Here is a 15,178-nt window from a genome sequence, read left to right on the forward strand (position 1 = left end):
TATTCGGCGATGCCAAAACGCGCGGCCTCAATATGGAGGACACCCACATCACCAATCCCGACAAGCTCGCAAGCCTGCTCGTCATCCTCATCCTGGCCATCACCTGGGCCTACCGATGCGCTACTCACACCATGGGCATGAAGGCGATCACGCGAAAAAGCCACGGACGGCGCCAGAAATCATGGTTCCGCATCGGTCTCGACGCTCTCAGGGAGTGGATCATCCACAATCCGGAAAAAGCCTTCTCTGCATGGACGCAAAATGCCCCCAGAAGACCCCTGAGAAGTCCGAGTAAAGTTTGAGTCGTGTACTGTGAAAGTGGACAGCGGTTTTGCCCGAAATTGCATAAAAGCCATGGAACGGTTCGGCAATTTCGTGAAATGTCGAACCGTTCCAAGCCGGCTTTCAAAATGTCTCGGTAAAATCAGTAATTGCCGTTGGCGACATCCGTCAGGCCCTTGCGCTTGGCATCGTAATAGTAGCCCCGGGCATAAAGCTGGACAGCATTGCTTTCCTTGTTTGCGGCCTTGCTGTCTGCCGTCATCCAGGCGCCACGCAGATATTTTGCGGCGTATTTGATGTTCGTCTCGGCATCGAGCAGGCCGGACGCCGGGCCTTCGTAGCCCATGGATTTCGCCGTGTTATACTTGATCTGCATCAGGCCGAAATATCCCGCCCGGTTGTAAGCTTTCGGATTATAGCGGCTCTCGCGATGGACGACGCGATGGATCAGCGATTCCGGAATTTCGTAGAGCTTGGCGTATTTCTGGATGAGCTTGGAGACGTAGCTTTTTTCCTCGGCCGGCACGTCTGAATCGTAATTCGGGGTCGTGGTCATCACTGCGGGAACGACGGTCGGGCCGCTGGTGTCGAAATTGAAGTCATAATGCATGCGGTTGTCCGCATAGCGTGGCTGGCCGATCTGTGCCGGTGTCGCGAAAGCGACTTCGGCCTGCGCTTGAGATCCGGGACGCGGCGTCGGCACGGCAACCTGAATAGCGGCAACATCCGAGGTCATCGGGATGGTCGGCCCGCCTTGCGCGGCGGAGGCCGAGACCGGCGTCAGGGCGGCGTCGCCGGGGCGTGCCGGATTAGGCATCGGGATCGCGACCACGGAAGGCACAAGCGGCACGTCGGATGCGGCATAGGCCGCGGCTGTCGTGGTATTGGCGGCAGGCGCACCGGTTGCCGCGGCAATTGCGACCGTTCCCTGGTTGGGCGCGTTTGCCGCCGGGGTGCCGAAACGCGCTTGCGCTGCATCGACCTGCTGCTGGTTCACGGTGCCGGCAACGGTGTTTACCGTGCCCGGGGCAATACGGCCGGATTTTGCCAGTGCCGTCTGTTGCGGTTGCTGCGGCCCGATAAATGTCGGCGCCGCTGCGGCGATTACCGTGCCGCCCGTCGACGAGGGAGTGCCGGTTGCGGTCAGGGTTGTATTCGGATGCGGCACGTTGATGTGTGCCGACGGGAGTTCTGCCTGAGACGTCTGCTGCTGAGTGCTTGCGCACCCGGCGAGCGCGCCGCACATCATCGCCGACAAGGCAACGCTGCGCTTCAGGCTGGGAAATCCGATCGCTACCATTCTGTCACTTTCGAAAAGCCAAACGTAATTTCGATGTAATTCGGCCACAGGACCGCCAAATTCGGTCACGGGATCGATAAAATTATGAATCCCCATTAACCTATCCGTGATCGGCCCGCAACCCTGCAACGCCTCAGGCGGCCATCCGGCGGTATCCGGCGGTCACCGCACCGGCGGCAATCAACAGGGTGCCGCCCGTTCTGTTGACGGCACGTTGCACGCTTGCCTTGCGGATGAAGCCGCGGGCCATGTCGGCAACGAACACGTAGATGAGCGAGTTCAATGCCGCCAAAGTGAGAAATGTCGCCTCCAAAATAAGCGTTTGCTCAAGAAATGGCTTCGATAAGTCGAGAAACTGCGGCACGAAGGCGATGAAGAACACGATGCTCTTTGGGTTGAGCGCCGTTACAACATATGCGTGCAACATGATTTTTAACGGTTTTTCCTCGGGGAGGTTGTCATTGTCGCCCAGCGGACCCGTCACGATCGGCGCTCTCCACAGCTTGATTCCGAGGAAAACGAGGTAGGCGGCGCCGATCAGCTTAAGAATCGTGAACAATGCCGCCGAAGTGGCGAGAAGGGCGCCGAGGCCAGCCAGGGAGGCGGTCATCGCCGTAAAATCGCCCAAAGTGACGCCCGTCACGGTTGCCAAGGCCGTCTTGCGGCCGTGGCCCAGCGCATAGGATATGACAAGGAGAATGGTGGGACCCGGTATGGCCAGCATGATGCAGGACGCGGCGGCGAAAGCGAGCCAGGTTTCGATGGACATGGAATCCTCCTCTATTCCTCTTCCGCCGTCAGCAAAGACACCGGATTTGCGATCCGTCAATCCGCTTGATCGAAGATCAGGCCGCTTGATCACAGATCAGTCCGCTTGGTCCCAGATCAGTCCGATTGATCGCCGATCAATCAGGCTTGTGTGTATTTCTGCCCGATATGGTCCATCACGTTGGCGAACCATGGCTGCGTGATGTCGAATGCCTTGCCGCCCTTGATGCGGGGGAATTCGATGGCACGCAGCTTGCCGCCCTGACCTTCGTCATGGCCAGTGACGCCCGATACCTTGTTGAGCGCGCTTTCCACCGCGAGATCGACCATGCCCTGGATCAGGCGGAGATCTTCGCCATTTGCGGGCGCGGAGCGCGCGAAATAACCCGACTTCTGCACCATGGAACGTTCGGCACCGATAATCGCGGCGAACTGCTTCTGGAACCAGCCGCCGACATTGATCGTATCGATCTTCACATGGCCGAAGGCATCACGCTTGACGGCATCGCCGGCGGCTTCGCGTTCGGCGACGATGGCGTCGAGACCGGCGCCCTCCGACACGAACAACGTCACCTGGCCGGTCTTTTCCATGATGGCGCGCAGGCGTTCGCCTTCCGCCTCGATGTCGAATACCATTTCCGGCAGATAAAGACCGTCGATGCGCTTCAATTCGGCATTCATCATGAAGCCTTCGACATATTCGTTGGCGCTGGTCTTCTGGATATAGGCGCGCGCCGTTGCGGCCGTCAGCCAGCCACAGTGGCGGCCCATCACTTCATGAATAACCAGCGTACGCGGCGCGGCAGTCTGTTCGTTGCTGACATTGTCGAAGAAATGCGCGCCGACCTCGGCTGCCGTCCAGGCGCCAAGAGACTGGCGGATCGGCACGACATCGTTATCAACAGTCTTCGGCAGGCCGACGACGGTCAGATCGTAGCCGTTGGCGCCGAGATAGGCGGCGAGATCGGCCGCGGTGGTATTCGTGTCGTCGCCGCCGATCGTATGAAGGATGGTGATACCGTCGGAAGCCAGTCGCTCGGCCGCGACGCGCAACGGGTTTTCGCCTTCCTTGACCAGGCCGCGCTTGACGCAATCGGCGATGTTGGTGAGCTTGACGCGGCTGTTGCCGATCGGCGAGCCGCCATAGCGATGCAACAAATAGGCCTGTTCACGCATGGTCGGGGTCACTGCGACGCTGTCTCCCAGCAGGACGCCCTGGTAGCCGGACCGATAGGCGATGATGTCGAGATCGGGTGCCACGTCGCTGTAGCGCTGGATCAGCCCGCCAACCGCGGAAGAAAGGCAGGGCGCCAATCCGCCGGCGGTGAGCATTGCGACTTTCTGTTTGGCCATGGAGATCCTCCTTGCAGTCAAGCTGCTTCATTTCAAAGGTTGCGGTGGGAATGGATGCGACAGGCGGGCATGGGTGTAAAGTAAAGAATTTAAGAAATCCGCGGTTTGTTTGGCCGTTGGACGGCAGATCGTGCACAATTGGATGAGGTGCGAAGTACGCAATCATTACCAAATTGTGAAAAGAGTTTTCCGCCTTGCGACGAATGGACTGCTTGCAATGGCAACCATAATTTGATCAAGGTGTTCTACTGTTTAGAGGCTGCTGGAACCACCATGTCGTTTTGGGAAAAATTGCTGAATGCTATCGGTAGCACTGCCGGCAATGCCCTGTCCGCGGTGGTCGAGGCTATTCGCACCGTCTTCGAAGGCGACCCGGAAACCCGGCGCAAAGTGGCCTTTTCCGTCGCCATTATCGCGCTTTCCGCCAAGATGGCGAAGGCCGACGGCGTGGTGACGGAAAACGAGATCAATGCGTTTCGCGAGATCTTCGAATTTCCTCCCGACCAGGCCAAGAATGTCGCACGCCTTTATAATCTGGCGCGTCAGGACGTGGCCGGCTACGAGGCCTATGCGGAGCGACTGTCTTCGCTTTGCGAGACCTGCACGAAGAACTGCCCGGTGCTGGAAGACGTGCTGGACGGCCTGTTCCATATCGCCAAGGCCGACGGCTTGATCCATGAGAAGGAAACGGCATTCCTTCAGCATGTCGCCGAAATCTTCCATATGAGCGAAGAGCGGTTCGAGCAGATCATGGCCCGCCATGTGAGTGTCGGCGGCCGTGACCCCTACAAGGTGCTCGGCGTATCGCGGCAGGACGATTTTCCGACGATCCGCCGCCGCTATCATGGCCTCGTCTATGAGAACCATCCGGATCGTCTCGTGTCGCGTGGGGTTCCGGAAGAGTTTCATGCCATCGCCAATGAGCGCATGGCAGCCCTGAATGCGGCTTATGCCGAGATCGAGAAAGAACGCCGCGCCGCATGAGTGCATTTAAGGCCGATTTCACTCGCGCCCATGTGCAGCCTTCGCCGAACCATGGCGAGCGGCGGGATGGGCGTCGGCCTGACATCATTCTTCTGCACTATACCGGCATGGGTACCGCCGAGGGTGCTCTCGATTGGCTCTGTCGCCCGGAGAGCCAGGTGTCGAGCCATTATTTCGTTTTCGAGGACGGCCGTATCGTGCAGCTCGTTCCGGAAGAGCGTCGTGCCTGGCATGCGGGCAAGAGCTCCTGGCATGGTGATATCGATATCAATTCGCGGTCGATCGGCATAGAGATCGCCAATGCCGGCCATCCGGGCGGGCTGCCGGATTTCCCCGATGCGCAGGTCGAAGCGGTCGTCGAACTGTGTCGCGATTGCGGCCAACGCTGGGCAATCGCGCCTGAACGCGTGCTCGGACACTCCGATGTGGCGCCCGTGCGGAAGGTGGATCCGGGCGAGAAATTTCCTTGGGCGGAGCTGGCTAAGGCAGGGGTGGGACACTGGGTGGAACCGACGCCGATCACCGGCGGCAGGTTCTTCCAGAAGGGCGATGTCGGCCAACCGATCGAGGCGCTGCAGTCCATGCTTTCGCTTTATGGCTACAGCACTGAAATAACGGGGGAATTCTCGGAGAAGCTGAAGGGGGACGTCGAAGCCTTTCAGCGCCATTTCCGCCAGGAGCGCGTAGATGGCATTGCCGATTTTTCCACGATCGATACGCTTCATCGCCTCCTGTCCGCGCTGCCCCGCTATTCGTAGCCTCGCGGCCGTCGCTGCTTATGTTTATAGCCGGCTATTGATGAGAAAATGCGTAACCCCCTGCTACGCCACATCTTTTCCCTATTATCTCCGCATTGCATTGGTCTAACGACGCTCGCTGAACGGCGGTCGCGCCGTCTGGGTTTGTGTGTCGCGCGGCCGTAGACGACTAATGGGGACTGTACATTCCGGCGGCTCTTTTTGCCTCCAGCCGGACGTGACGGCTTGTGCCGTCCGCGGTCCCGCCCCTGGAGACAAAAGACTACATGAAAAATTTGATTGTTGCGGCTGCAGCATGCGTGGGCGTGCTGCTGGCGGGATATGATTGCGCCTTTGCGGGCCAGCGTGACGCAAAGCAGAAAACAGTTCCACTCAAGATCGTCAGCCGCACCACCGGCTTTCCGATGCCAAACGTTCCCGCCGAATTGCGTGACGCTGACACCTCCTTCGCACGACAAAATCGTTACTCCGCCCTGATTGCCAAATATGCCAAGCAGAACGGCGTTGCTGTCGAACTGGCGACCGCCGTCATTCGGATCGAAAGCAATTTCAATCCGAAAACCAGGGGCAGTGCAGGCGAGATCGGCCTCATGCAGATCAAGCCGGCAACTGCGCGGCTTATGGGATATGCCGGAGGGGCCAAGGGGCTCTACGATCCCGAGACGAACATCAAGTTCGGCATGAAATATCTTGCCATGGCGCAGGATCTCGGCGGCGGTCCGACCTGCAACACCATTCTCAAATACAATGCCGGCCACGGCGCCACGCGCATGAATCCGATCTCGAAGCGTTATTGCGGCAAGGTACTGGCGCTTCTGGACTGACATCCACGGAGCCAGGGATTACGGGTAGGGCGGAATCGCTTTTCATGCTATCGAACCGCTATTGTTTGCGAGGATCATAGCATGGCAGCGGATTTCAAATTCATCGTCGTCGGCCGGGGCATGATGGGGGCGGCCGCTGCCCGTCACCTGGCCAGGCAAACCGACGGCGTTGCCGTCATCGGGCCGGATGAACCCGAAGATCGCGCCAGCCATCGGGGTGTCTTCGGCAGCCATTACGACGAAGGCCGCATTACTCGGACGATCGATCCCGATGCCGATTGGGCCCGCCTCGCGAACCGTTCGATCAGCCGCTATGCGGAAATCGAACGGGATAGCGGCATCCAGTTCTATGCGCCCGTCGGCTGCCTGGTCGTTGGTCCCAAGCGCGGCGGCGGCAACGGCTATGTCGGAGATGTCGTCGACGCAGCGGAGCGGCTCGGCGTTCAAACGGAAATCCTCGCCGACGCGGAGCTTAGGAAGAAGTTCCCCTTCTTCTCATTCGTATCGGGAAGCGAAGGCGTCTTTGAACCGCGTGGCGCAGGTCACATCAGTCCGCGCCGGCTGGTGAAGGCACAGTCGCTGCTGGCGGAAAAAGCCGGCGCCCGGGTCATCAAGCAGACGGCGCTGTCGATCCGCGAAGAGGGTGGTCTGGCGGTCGTCACGACCGCAGAGGGAGAGACCTTCAGCGCGGAAAAAATCCTGCTGGCCGCCGGCGGTTTCTCCATTGCGGAGAATCTCTTGCCGCGACCTGTTGAGATGAAGGTTTATGGCCGCACCGTCACTTTCTTCGAGGTCAGCGAAGCGGAAGCAGAGGCTCTTTCCGGCATGCCCTCGCTGATATCCGTGACGCCCGATGACGTGGACAGCATCTATATGCTGCCGCCGATCCGCTATCCCGACGGCAGGCACTATATCAAGATCGGCGGCGATCCCGATGATCTTCAATTCGAGACCGAGACGGAATTGCGCGCCTGGTTTCGCACGGCTGGGCGCGACAAAGCCCGCGAACACCTAGTGCGGATTTTCCACGAGCTCGTCCCCGGGGTGAAGCGCCCTCCGGCTTTCACCAATTCCTGTGCCGTTTCCTATTCGCCGACGGGTTATCCGATGATCGGTTATACGTCGTCGCCGCGCGTTGCTGTTCTGACGGGCGGCTGCGGCACGGCTGCCAAGAGTTCCGATGAAATCGGCCGCCTGGGAGCTGAGCTGCTGCTCGCAGGCCGAATCAAGGACGAGGGCTACGGCACGGATTTCTCAGCGCATTTCCGCAACTGACATCCGCTCTTCATGTAGCCGCATATTTCGGTGGCAATTGCGGGCGGTCTCGGTTAATGAGCCAGTGCCAGTTGGCCGGGCAGCCGCGCTTCATCAATGCCGAAAGGCGATGGGGTGAGGAAAGTCCGGGCTCCACGGAAACACGGTGCCGGATAACGTCCGGCGAGGGCAACCTCAGGGAAAGTGCCACAGAAAGCAAACCGCCCGGCTTCGCGCCGGGTAAGGGTGAAAGGGTGGGGTAAGAGCCCACCGCGTCTCTGGCAACAGCGACGGCACGGAAAACCCCACCGGGAGCAAAACCGAATAGGGATGACGCGGGGCGCGCAAGCGCTCCAGCCCGTTTCCGGGCCGGTCATCCGGGTGGGTTGCATGAGGCGTCGCGCAAGCGCCGTCCCAGATGAATGGCTGCCACGTTCCGGTCTCGGCCGGAGCCATACAGAACCCGGCTTACAGGCCAACTGGCAAATCATCACGCTTGTCCGAAAGGCGTGTTTCCCGCTTTCCGCAAATAATTTCAAGGGGAGCGGGATGCCCCGTATTTCCGGGGGCTGAGGCCTTGGCGAATGAGGCTTTTCGCCTATGAAAACAATCCGTTTCGAGACGTCGGCTGAAGCCAATCCTAACCTTTCGTTAAACTTAACGGCTTATGAATATTCGAGCTGATGCCATGCCGGACGTGGCTTCATCCCATTGACGCCCATATGGTCCCATGGTATCCCAAAAGAACACTGCATACGGGCAAATCAGTGCCCAATCATCGCAAGGCCGTGATTGCTTCCGTTCTGGAAGTGTCGAAGGGGCGTTGGCTCTTTCGGCTTGCGAAGCTGTGTCCGATTTTGGCTGTGCCTGCCAGTGTGTAGCTGCTTGCGGGTCATGGGGGACGGGTGTTTCGCGTCATGAACCGCTTCCTGTCAAATGCGACCAACCGGATCGATACCAAGGGGCGGGTTTCCGTGCCGGCGGTATTTCGTTCCGTGCTGGCCGAGCGCAATATTCAGGAGCTGTACTGCTTCCAGGATTTTGTGTTCCCGGCGATCAGTGTCGGCGGTCTCGATCTGCTCGATCGCTTCGAGCGGCAGATTGCGGCGGAGGATCCGTTTTCGCCGGCGGCAAATCAGATGTCGCTCCTCATTCATGGGGGCGGGGTCTTTATGAAGCTCGACGCGGAAGGGCGGTTGATGGTCACGGATTTCATCCGCGATTTCACCGGAATTTCGGGCGAAGTGACCTTCGTCGGACGGGCGGATCATTTTCAATTGTGGCGACCGGAGGCCTTCCTGGCTTTGCAGGCGCAGGCACGAGAGGAGCGCAGGCTGGCGGGCAGGCGCTCGGAATAGAATGGGGAAACGGAATGGCGGCGAATTCAGGCGGAGGTTCTTCTGATGCCGGTGGCGGACCAGTTCGCCACATTCCGGTTCTTCTTTCCGAGGTGCTCGAGGCGCTGGCTCCCGCGCCCGGCCGGATCATCCTTGATGGAACGTTCGGCGCGGGCGGCTATACGTCGGCCATTCTTGCCGCCGGCGCCGATGTGATCGCGCTTGATCGCGATCCGACGGCGATTGCGGCAGGGCAGGCGCTCGTTTCTGCTCATGCCGGTCATCTCAATCTCATTCAGTCGCAATTTTCCCAGCTGGCCGATCATGTGCCGGCACGCGGCCTCGATGGCGTCGTTCTCGATATCGGCGTTTCCTCCATGCAGCTCGATGAGGCCGAGCGAGGCTTTTCCTTTAACAAGAACGGCCCGCTCGACATGCGCATGTCGGCCAGCGGCGTATCGGCCGCCGATGTCGTCAATCGCGCCAAGCTGGCCGATCTCATTCGCATCTTTGTGTTCCTAGGCGAGGAAAAGCAGGCGCCGCGCATCGCGCATGCGATCGAGAAACGGCGTGCGGAAGCTCCTTTCGTGACCACCCGCGATCTGGCCGGGTTGATCGAGATCGTGACGCCGCGGAAGGCGAAGGACAAAATTCATCCTGCGACGCGGGTATTTCAGGCCTTGCGCATTTTCGTCAATGACGAACTCGGCGAGCTGGCTCAGGCATTGTTTGCCGCCGAGCGCGCCCTCAAGCCGGGCGGGCGCCTTGTCGTCGTGACTTTCCATTCGCTGGAAGACCGGATCGTCAAGAAGTTCTTTGCCGATCGCTCGGGCCGTGCGGCCGGGTCGCGTCACATGCCGATCGTGAGCGAGCGGCCCGCCACCTTCGAGCCGGTCGGCAAGTCGATGATTTCTGCGAGCGATGCCGAGGCGGAAGCCAATCCGCGCGCTCGCTCAGCCAAATTGCGCGCGGGGGTTCGCACTTTGGCTCCGGCGGAGGCCGCAGATCTTTCGATTTTCGATCTGCCCAATCTCGCCAGTCTCGGAAAGCTCGGGGGTTGAGATGCTGAAAACTTTTGACATCGTGCTGATCGGCGTCATGACGGCCATGGCCAGCGTGACCTATACGATCAAGCATCGCGCCGAGCTGAAACTGGAGGAGGTTCGACGTCTCGAATCCGAAATCAAGCTGGAGAGGGATACGATCGAGCTTCTGAAAGCGGACTGGGCGCTGGTCTCGCAGCCGAACCGTCTTGAAAAGCTCGTCAACAACTACAGTAGCGAGCTACAGCTGCAGCCGACCCTTTCGACCGCGATCGTTCAGCCGAGCGAATTGCCGATGCTGCGCTCGCAGCTTCCGCCGCCGACGGTGACCGCATCCAACGATCCGAAGAGCGGCAAACCCGTGAAGGGCAATGTATCTGCTGCCGCCAAGAACGGCGATACGACCGACGCGCAGATCAGAAAGGCCATTGCTGATGTGGCTGCCGCTCCCGCGCCGCGGCCGAAGGCGCCCGCCTTGGTGAAGCGCAAGAAGCCGAATGTCGACAACATCGCAACGGGATCGGTGGAGGAATAATGTCTTTTCTTTCTCGTATCATGGTCCTGAAGAGCAAGGCGCACTTCTCCACCGACGGCAACAATCGACCGAGCGACGGCTTTTCGCGCTCGACTTTTGAAGGCGCTCGCAAGCGCAAGGCTACTCAGGCCAGGAGCCGCGTCGTTCTGCTGGTAGCAAGCTTCATCGCGGTCTATTGCGTGATCGGTGCTCGTCTTGCGCAGTTCGCCATGACGCCGCCGGATACGACGTCAAGCATTTTGCCGCCGGATCGCCTTATGGCGTCGCGGCCCGACATCGTCGATCGCAACGGTGCTCTTCTGGCAACGGACATCCGCACCGTCTCGCTGTTTGCCGAGCCGAACAAGATCATCGATCCGGATGAAGCCGTCGAGGAGTTGCGCAAGGTCCTGCCGGATCTCGATGCCAAATCCACCTATAAGAAGCTTTCGGTAAAGAGCTCGCACTTCGCCTGGCTGCGCCGGCAACTGACGCCGAAACAACAAAGCCAGATCCTGGCGCTCGGCATTCCCGGTATCGGCTTCCGTCCGGAGAAGCGCCGCTTTTATCCCGGTGGCTCCACCGCGGCTCACATTCTCGGCTACGTCAATATCGACAATCGCGGCGTTGCCGGCATGGAGAAATATATCGACGACCAGGGGCTCGCCGATCTCGCTGCCGCGGGCATGACCAACGACCAGCCGCTGCAGCCGGTGAAGTTGTCGATCGATCTGCGCGTCCAGGACATCGTCCATGATGCCGTCGTCAACGCCGTCAAGAATTTCCAGGCGAAGGGTGCTGGCGCGGCGGTGATCAATGTTCACACGGGCGAAGTCGTTGCCATGGCATCCGCGCCCGATTTCGATCCGAACTACCCGAACGAAGGTGCTTCCGAAGGCTGGCTCAATCGCATGACGAACGGCACGTTCGAAATGGGGTCGACCTTCAAGACCTTCACCATGGCGATGGCATTCGATTCCGGCAAGGTCACGCTGCGCGATGCCTTCGATGCCACCAACCCGATCCGTATCGGCGGCTTCACCATTAAGGATTTCCATGGTCAGCATCGCGTGCTGACCGTTCCGGAAATCTTCCAATATTCGTCCAATATCGGCACGGCGAAGATTGCCGACCTTGTCGGTATCGATGCGCATAAGGAATTCCTCACTCGTATCGGCCTGCTTAGCAAGATGCAGACCGAATTGCCTGAGGTGAAGATGCCGACGCAGCCGCGCGTCTGGAAGAAGATCAATTCGATCACGATCTCCTTCGGCCACGGTGTTTCGACGACGCCGCTGCAGACGGCCGTTGCCGGTGCGGCGCTTGTCAACGGCGGAAAGCTGATCGAGCCGACTTTCTTGCCTCGCACCCTCGACCAGGCGGATGAGATCGCCAAGCTCGTCGTCAAGAAAAGCACGAGCGACAACGTACGCTTCCTCCTCGATTTCAACGGCTCGAAGGGATCCGGTCGCGCTGCTCGCGTGCCGGGCTACGATGTCGGCAGCAAGACCGGTACGGCCGACAAGGTGGTCAACGGTCGGTATTCCAATACGCTGAATTTCAACACCTTCATGGCCGCGTTCCCGATCGATAATCCGCAATATATCATCATGACCTTCTGCGACGAGCCGAAGACCGGTGAGCATGGCGGGACGATCTCGGCCTATACTGCCGCGCCGATCGCGCGCGACATCATCGCCCGGGCCGCACCGATCCTCGGCATTCAGCCAAGTTTTGGAAACGGCAACTCGGCCTTGCTGGTGTCTTATTAAGCGTGAAAGAATACACACGTCGATTCGCGAGGGGCGGACTGATCGAGAAGGCGAAAAGTACATTCGATGAACTTGCGGGATATTGCCGGAAATGTATTTCCGGAACTCAACACACAGATTGGCGGGACGCTTGGCGATCTTGAGATAATCGGCATTTCCGCCGACAGCCGGAAGGTGTTGCCCGGCATGGCATTTGTCGCCGTGGCCGGTACCAAAGCCGATGGGGCGAGTTTTATCGCCGATGCCGTTTCGCGCGGGGCATCGGTTGTGGTTGCAGGCCATGAGACCGATGCCGGCAGTGTGCCCGTGCTCTCGGTTTCCGAGCCGCGCCGGTTTCTTGCGGTCTCGGCTTCGCGCTTCTACGGACGGCAGCCGGAAACGATGGTGGCGGTAACGGGTACTGCCGGCAAGACCTCCGTTGCTTCCTTTACGCGCCAGATCTGGGCCTATGCCGGTCATCCGGCCGCCATGATCGGCACGACCGGCGTTGTATCGCCGACCCGCAACGAATATGGTGCCCTGACGACTCCTGATCCGGTATCGCTGCACAAGCTGCTGGCCGAGCTTGCCGGGGAAGGGGTGACCCATGCAGCCATGGAAGCCTCCAGCCATGGCCTCGATCAATTCCGGCTCGATGGCGTGAGGCTCGCTGCCGCCGCTTTCACCAATCTTGGCCGTGACCACATGGATTATCATCCGACGGTCGAGGACTACATGGCCGCCAAGATGCGGCTGTTCCGGGATCTGCTGCCGAAGGGTTCTCCAGCTGTGATCTTTGCCGATGACGCCTGGTCGGCTCAGGCCATCGCCGCCGCCCGCGAGGCCGGGCAGGATGTGCGCACCGTCGGGCGCAAGGGTGATTTCCTGACGTTGAAGCGCGTCGAGCATTTCCGCCACAAGCAGATCGCCGAGGTACATGTCGGCGACGATATCTTCGAAATTCACATTCCGTTGGCCGGGGACTTCCAGATCGCCAACGCGCTTGTCGCGGCCGGTCTTGCCATCTCGACGGGCGTAGCGGCGCCGGTCGCCATGGCGGCATTGGAAAGGCTTGTTGGTGCATCCGGCCGCCTGGAGCTTGTCGGTCACACACATGACGGCGCGCTGGCCTATGTCGACTACGCTCACAAGCCGGACGCGCTGGAAAATGTTCTGAATTCGGTGCGGCCGTTCACGACGGGCCGCGTCATTGTCGTCTTCGGTTGCGGCGGCGATCGCGATCGCGGCAAGCGGCCGATCATGGGCGAGATTGCCTGCCGTCTTGCCGACGTCGTCGTCGTTACCGACGACAATCCACGATCCGAGGATCCGGCAACGATCCGCGCGGAGATCATGGCGGCAGCTGTCTGTGCGACCGAGATCGGTGATCGCGCCGAAGCGATCCGCACGGCGGTCGGCATGCTGACATCCGGCGACACGCTGATCGTCGCCGGCAAGGGGCATGAGGAAGGTCAGACGATCGGCAGTGTCACGCTGCCGTTCTCCGATCATGCCGAATTGCGCAAAGCATTGGAGGATTTGAAGTCTTGAGCTGGTTATGGACAACTGAGGATATGGTCGCCGCGATCTCGGGTCGCTCTTTCGGAGCGCTGCCGGAAGGCATCACGGGCATTTCCATAGACAGTCGTTCCATTCAGCCCGGCGAGGCTTTTTTTGCGATCAAGGGCGATCGCGTCGATGGCCATGATTATGCCAATCTGGCCATGGCGAATGGTGCGGCTTTTATCGTGATCAGCGAGGGGCGCCTGCCGGCAATGGGCAGGCTGACCGTACCGAAGATCGTGGTGGACGATGTGCTGGCCGCACTTGCGCGGCTCGGCGTCGCCGCCCGGGAGCGCACACAGGCCAAGATCATCGCTGTTACGGGTTCGGTCGGCAAGACGACCACCAAGGAAATGCTGCGGCGGGCGCTCACACCTTCGGGCAAGGTGCATGCCTCGGTCGCCTCGTTCAACAATCATTGGGGTGTCCCGCTTACTCTGGCGCGCATGCCTGAAGATACGGATTTCGGTATTTTCGAAATCGGCATGAACCATCCCGGGGAAATTCGCCCGCTGGTCAAGATGGTGCAGCCGCACGTGGCGATCATCACAACGGTTGCTCCGGCTCATCTCGGCAATTTCAACAGCATCAGCGAAATCGCTGCCGCGAAGGCGGAAATTTTCGAGGGTGTTGTGCCGGGTGGCCACGCCATTCTCAATCATGACAGCGACCAGTTCGAAATGCTGGAACATGCGGCGCTGGAGGCCGGTATCGAGCATGTGCACAGCTTCGGCCAGCATGCCAAGGCGGATGTGCGGCTCGCCGAATTCAACGCCTCGGAAGAAAATTCGACGCTCTGGCTGACGATCGGCGGCGAGACCATGGAAGTGGCGCTCGGCGCACCGGGCCGCCATATCGCCGAAAACGCGCTTGCGGTGCTCGGCGCGGTCATGCTCGTGGAAGCCGATCTCGACGGAGCTGTCGATGCATTGGCGGACCTGCGGCCGGAAAAGGGCCGGGGACAGCGCCACAAGCGCGCGATCGGCAATGGCTACTTCACGTTGATCGACGAAAGCTACAACGCCAATCCAGCATCCATGCGCGCGGCCATTGAGCTGCTGGCGACGACCTCGCCACATGCAGGGCTGGGCGGACGGCAGGGCCGGCGGATCGCCGTGCTCGGCGACATGTTGGAAATGGGGGATTATGCCCAGCGCGTGCATGCCAACCTTACCGGACCGCTGCTGGCGGCCGGTATCGAGCATGTCTGGCTGGCGGGTCCGGAGATGGCGGCTTTAAGGGATGAGCTGCCGGAAAGTGTTCATGTCGAATATCGGGAGACGACGGAGGAGCTCTCGGAATTCGCGCTCAATGCAGTCGCACCTGGCGACGTCTTGATGGTGAAATCGTCGCTGGGATTGGGGTTTGGAAAGATAGTGGCGGGCTTGCTTGACAAGTTTCCCGCATTTTCCGACATGGGCCATCACGCCCACCAGGGGCTTTAGAA

Annotated in this window: 13 protein-coding genes, 1 other RNA gene and 1 pseudogene; 12 read left to right on the top strand and 3 right to left on the bottom strand. The window is 60.0% G+C overall.

Features of this window, described 5'->3' with window-relative positions; translation table 11 throughout:
* Nucleotides 1-302 (top strand): annotated as a pseudogene (locus HGP12_RS00005) (hypothetical protein); the annotation flags it as partial.
* A 122-nt stretch (nt 303-424) separates the two neighbouring features.
* On the opposite strand, the gene HGP12_RS00010 reads toward HGP12_RS00005, so the two are convergent.
* The 3 genes from HGP12_RS00010 to HGP12_RS00020 all read right to left on the bottom strand — a co-directional run bounded on the left by HGP12_RS00010 (nt 425) and on the right by HGP12_RS00020 (nt 3,703).
* Nucleotides 425-1,582 carry a lytic transglycosylase domain-containing protein gene (locus tag HGP12_RS00010; RefSeq protein WP_168843602.1) on the bottom strand — a complete coding sequence of 386 codons (1,158 nt, stop codon included), beginning with the start codon at nt 1,580-1,582 and terminating at the stop codon, nt 425-427.
* A gap of 133 nt (nt 1,583-1,715) precedes the next feature.
* Nucleotides 1,716-2,351, bottom strand: coding sequence for a LysE family translocator (locus HGP12_RS00015; RefSeq protein WP_168843603.1), 636 nt, complete (start codon nt 2,349-2,351; stop codon nt 1,716-1,718).
* A gap of 140 nt (nt 2,352-2,491) precedes the next feature.
* Nucleotides 2,492-3,703, bottom strand: a complete 1,212-nt coding sequence (locus tag HGP12_RS00020; protein ID WP_168843604.1) for a pyrophosphate--fructose-6-phosphate 1-phosphotransferase — start codon at nt 3,701-3,703, stop codon at nt 2,492-2,494.
* A gap of 273 nt (nt 3,704-3,976) precedes the next feature.
* Here HGP12_RS00020 and HGP12_RS00025 point away from each other — a divergent pair, with 273 nt between their 5' ends.
* The 11 genes from HGP12_RS00025 (at nt 3,977) to HGP12_RS00075 (ending at nt 15,176) form a co-directional block, all read left to right on the top strand.
* Complete coding sequence (locus tag HGP12_RS00025; protein WP_168843605.1) at nt 3,977-4,687, top strand: DnaJ family molecular chaperone; 711 nt, start codon at nt 3,977-3,979, stop codon at nt 4,685-4,687.
* Nucleotides 4,684-5,445: an N-acetylmuramoyl-L-alanine amidase gene (locus HGP12_RS00030; RefSeq protein WP_168843606.1), complete on the top strand. Its 762-nt coding sequence runs from the start codon at nt 4,684-4,686 to the stop codon at nt 5,443-5,445. Before HGP12_RS00025 ends, HGP12_RS00030 begins: the two co-directional genes overlap by 4 nt.
* A 266-nt stretch (nt 5,446-5,711) precedes the next feature.
* Nucleotides 5,712-6,269, top strand: coding sequence for a lytic transglycosylase domain-containing protein (locus HGP12_RS00035; RefSeq protein ID WP_168843607.1), 558 nt, complete (start codon nt 5,712-5,714; stop codon nt 6,267-6,269).
* Nucleotides 6,270-6,350: 81 nt separating this feature from the next.
* Nucleotides 6,351-7,544, top strand: a complete 1,194-nt coding sequence (locus HGP12_RS00040; RefSeq protein ID WP_168843608.1) for an NAD(P)/FAD-dependent oxidoreductase — start codon at nt 6,351-6,353, stop codon at nt 7,542-7,544.
* A 67-nt stretch (nt 7,545-7,611) separates the two neighbouring features.
* Nucleotides 7,612-8,010, top strand: an RNA gene (rnpB, locus tag HGP12_RS00045) — RNase P RNA component class A.
* Between the two features lie 430 nt (nt 8,011-8,440).
* Complete coding sequence (mraZ, locus tag HGP12_RS00050; RefSeq protein WP_168843609.1) at nt 8,441-8,881, top strand: division/cell wall cluster transcriptional repressor MraZ; 441 nt, start codon at nt 8,441-8,443, stop codon at nt 8,879-8,881.
* A 14-nt stretch (nt 8,882-8,895) separates the two neighbouring features.
* Nucleotides 8,896-9,921 carry a 16S rRNA (cytosine(1402)-N(4))-methyltransferase RsmH gene (rsmH, locus tag HGP12_RS00055; RefSeq protein WP_168843610.1) on the top strand — a complete coding sequence of 342 codons (1,026 nt, stop codon included), beginning with the start codon at nt 8,896-8,898 and terminating at the stop codon, nt 9,919-9,921.
* A gap of 1 nt (nt 9,922) precedes the next feature.
* On the top strand, nt 9,923-10,438 hold the full coding sequence (locus tag HGP12_RS00060) for a hypothetical protein (RefSeq protein WP_168843611.1): 516 nt from the start codon (nt 9,923-9,925) through the stop codon (nt 10,436-10,438).
* Nucleotides 10,438-12,189, top strand: coding sequence for a penicillin-binding protein 2 (locus tag HGP12_RS00065; RefSeq protein WP_168843612.1), 1,752 nt, complete (start codon nt 10,438-10,440; stop codon nt 12,187-12,189). The genes HGP12_RS00060 and HGP12_RS00065 overlap by 1 nt, the downstream gene beginning before the upstream one ends.
* Before the next feature lie 66 nt (nt 12,190-12,255).
* Nucleotides 12,256-13,719, top strand: coding sequence for a UDP-N-acetylmuramoyl-L-alanyl-D-glutamate--2,6-diaminopimelate ligase (locus tag HGP12_RS00070; RefSeq protein WP_168843613.1), 1,464 nt, complete (start codon nt 12,256-12,258; stop codon nt 13,717-13,719).
* Nucleotides 13,716-15,176: a UDP-N-acetylmuramoylalanyl-D-glutamyl-2,6-diaminopimelate--D-alanyl-D-alanine ligase gene (locus tag HGP12_RS00075; protein WP_168843614.1), complete on the top strand. Its 1,461-nt coding sequence runs from the start codon at nt 13,716-13,718 to the stop codon at nt 15,174-15,176. Before HGP12_RS00070 ends, HGP12_RS00075 begins: the two co-directional genes overlap by 4 nt.
* Nucleotides 15,177-15,178: the final 2 nt, after the last annotated feature.

Origin of the sequence: Rhizobium sp. P28RR-XV (genome assembly GCF_012641385.1) — a bacterium.
Taxonomy (GTDB): Bacteria; Pseudomonadota; Alphaproteobacteria; order Rhizobiales; family Rhizobiaceae; genus Rhizobium.

Bases quoted from the DNA above. Each gene is read 5' to 3' on its own strand.
- HGP12_RS00010 (WP_168843602.1), bottom strand. From the start codon at position 1,582: ATGGTAGCGATCGGATTTCCCAGCCTGAAGCGCAGCGTTGCCTTGTCG.
- HGP12_RS00015 (WP_168843603.1), bottom strand. From the start codon at position 2,351: ATGTCCATCGAAACCTGGCTCGCTTTCGCCGCCGCGTCCTGCATCATG.
- HGP12_RS00020 (WP_168843604.1), bottom strand. From the start codon at position 3,703: ATGGCCAAACAGAAAGTCGCAATGCTCACCGCCGGCGGATTGGCGCCC.
- HGP12_RS00025 (WP_168843605.1), top strand. From the start codon at position 3,977: ATGTCGTTTTGGGAAAAATTGCTGAATGCTATCGGTAGCACTGCCGGC.
- HGP12_RS00030 (WP_168843606.1), top strand. From the start codon at position 4,684: ATGAGTGCATTTAAGGCCGATTTCACTCGCGCCCATGTGCAGCCTTCG.
- HGP12_RS00035 (WP_168843607.1), top strand. From the start codon at position 5,712: ATGAAAAATTTGATTGTTGCGGCTGCAGCATGCGTGGGCGTGCTGCTG.
- HGP12_RS00040 (WP_168843608.1), top strand. From the start codon at position 6,351: ATGGCAGCGGATTTCAAATTCATCGTCGTCGGCCGGGGCATGATGGGG.
- mraZ (WP_168843609.1), top strand. From the start codon at position 8,441: ATGAACCGCTTCCTGTCAAATGCGACCAACCGGATCGATACCAAGGGG.
- rsmH (WP_168843610.1), top strand. From the start codon at position 8,896: ATGGCGGCGAATTCAGGCGGAGGTTCTTCTGATGCCGGTGGCGGACCA.
- HGP12_RS00060 (WP_168843611.1), top strand. From the start codon at position 9,923: ATGCTGAAAACTTTTGACATCGTGCTGATCGGCGTCATGACGGCCATG.
- HGP12_RS00065 (WP_168843612.1), top strand. From the start codon at position 10,438: ATGTCTTTTCTTTCTCGTATCATGGTCCTGAAGAGCAAGGCGCACTTC.
- HGP12_RS00070 (WP_168843613.1), top strand. From the start codon at position 12,256: ATGAACTTGCGGGATATTGCCGGAAATGTATTTCCGGAACTCAACACA.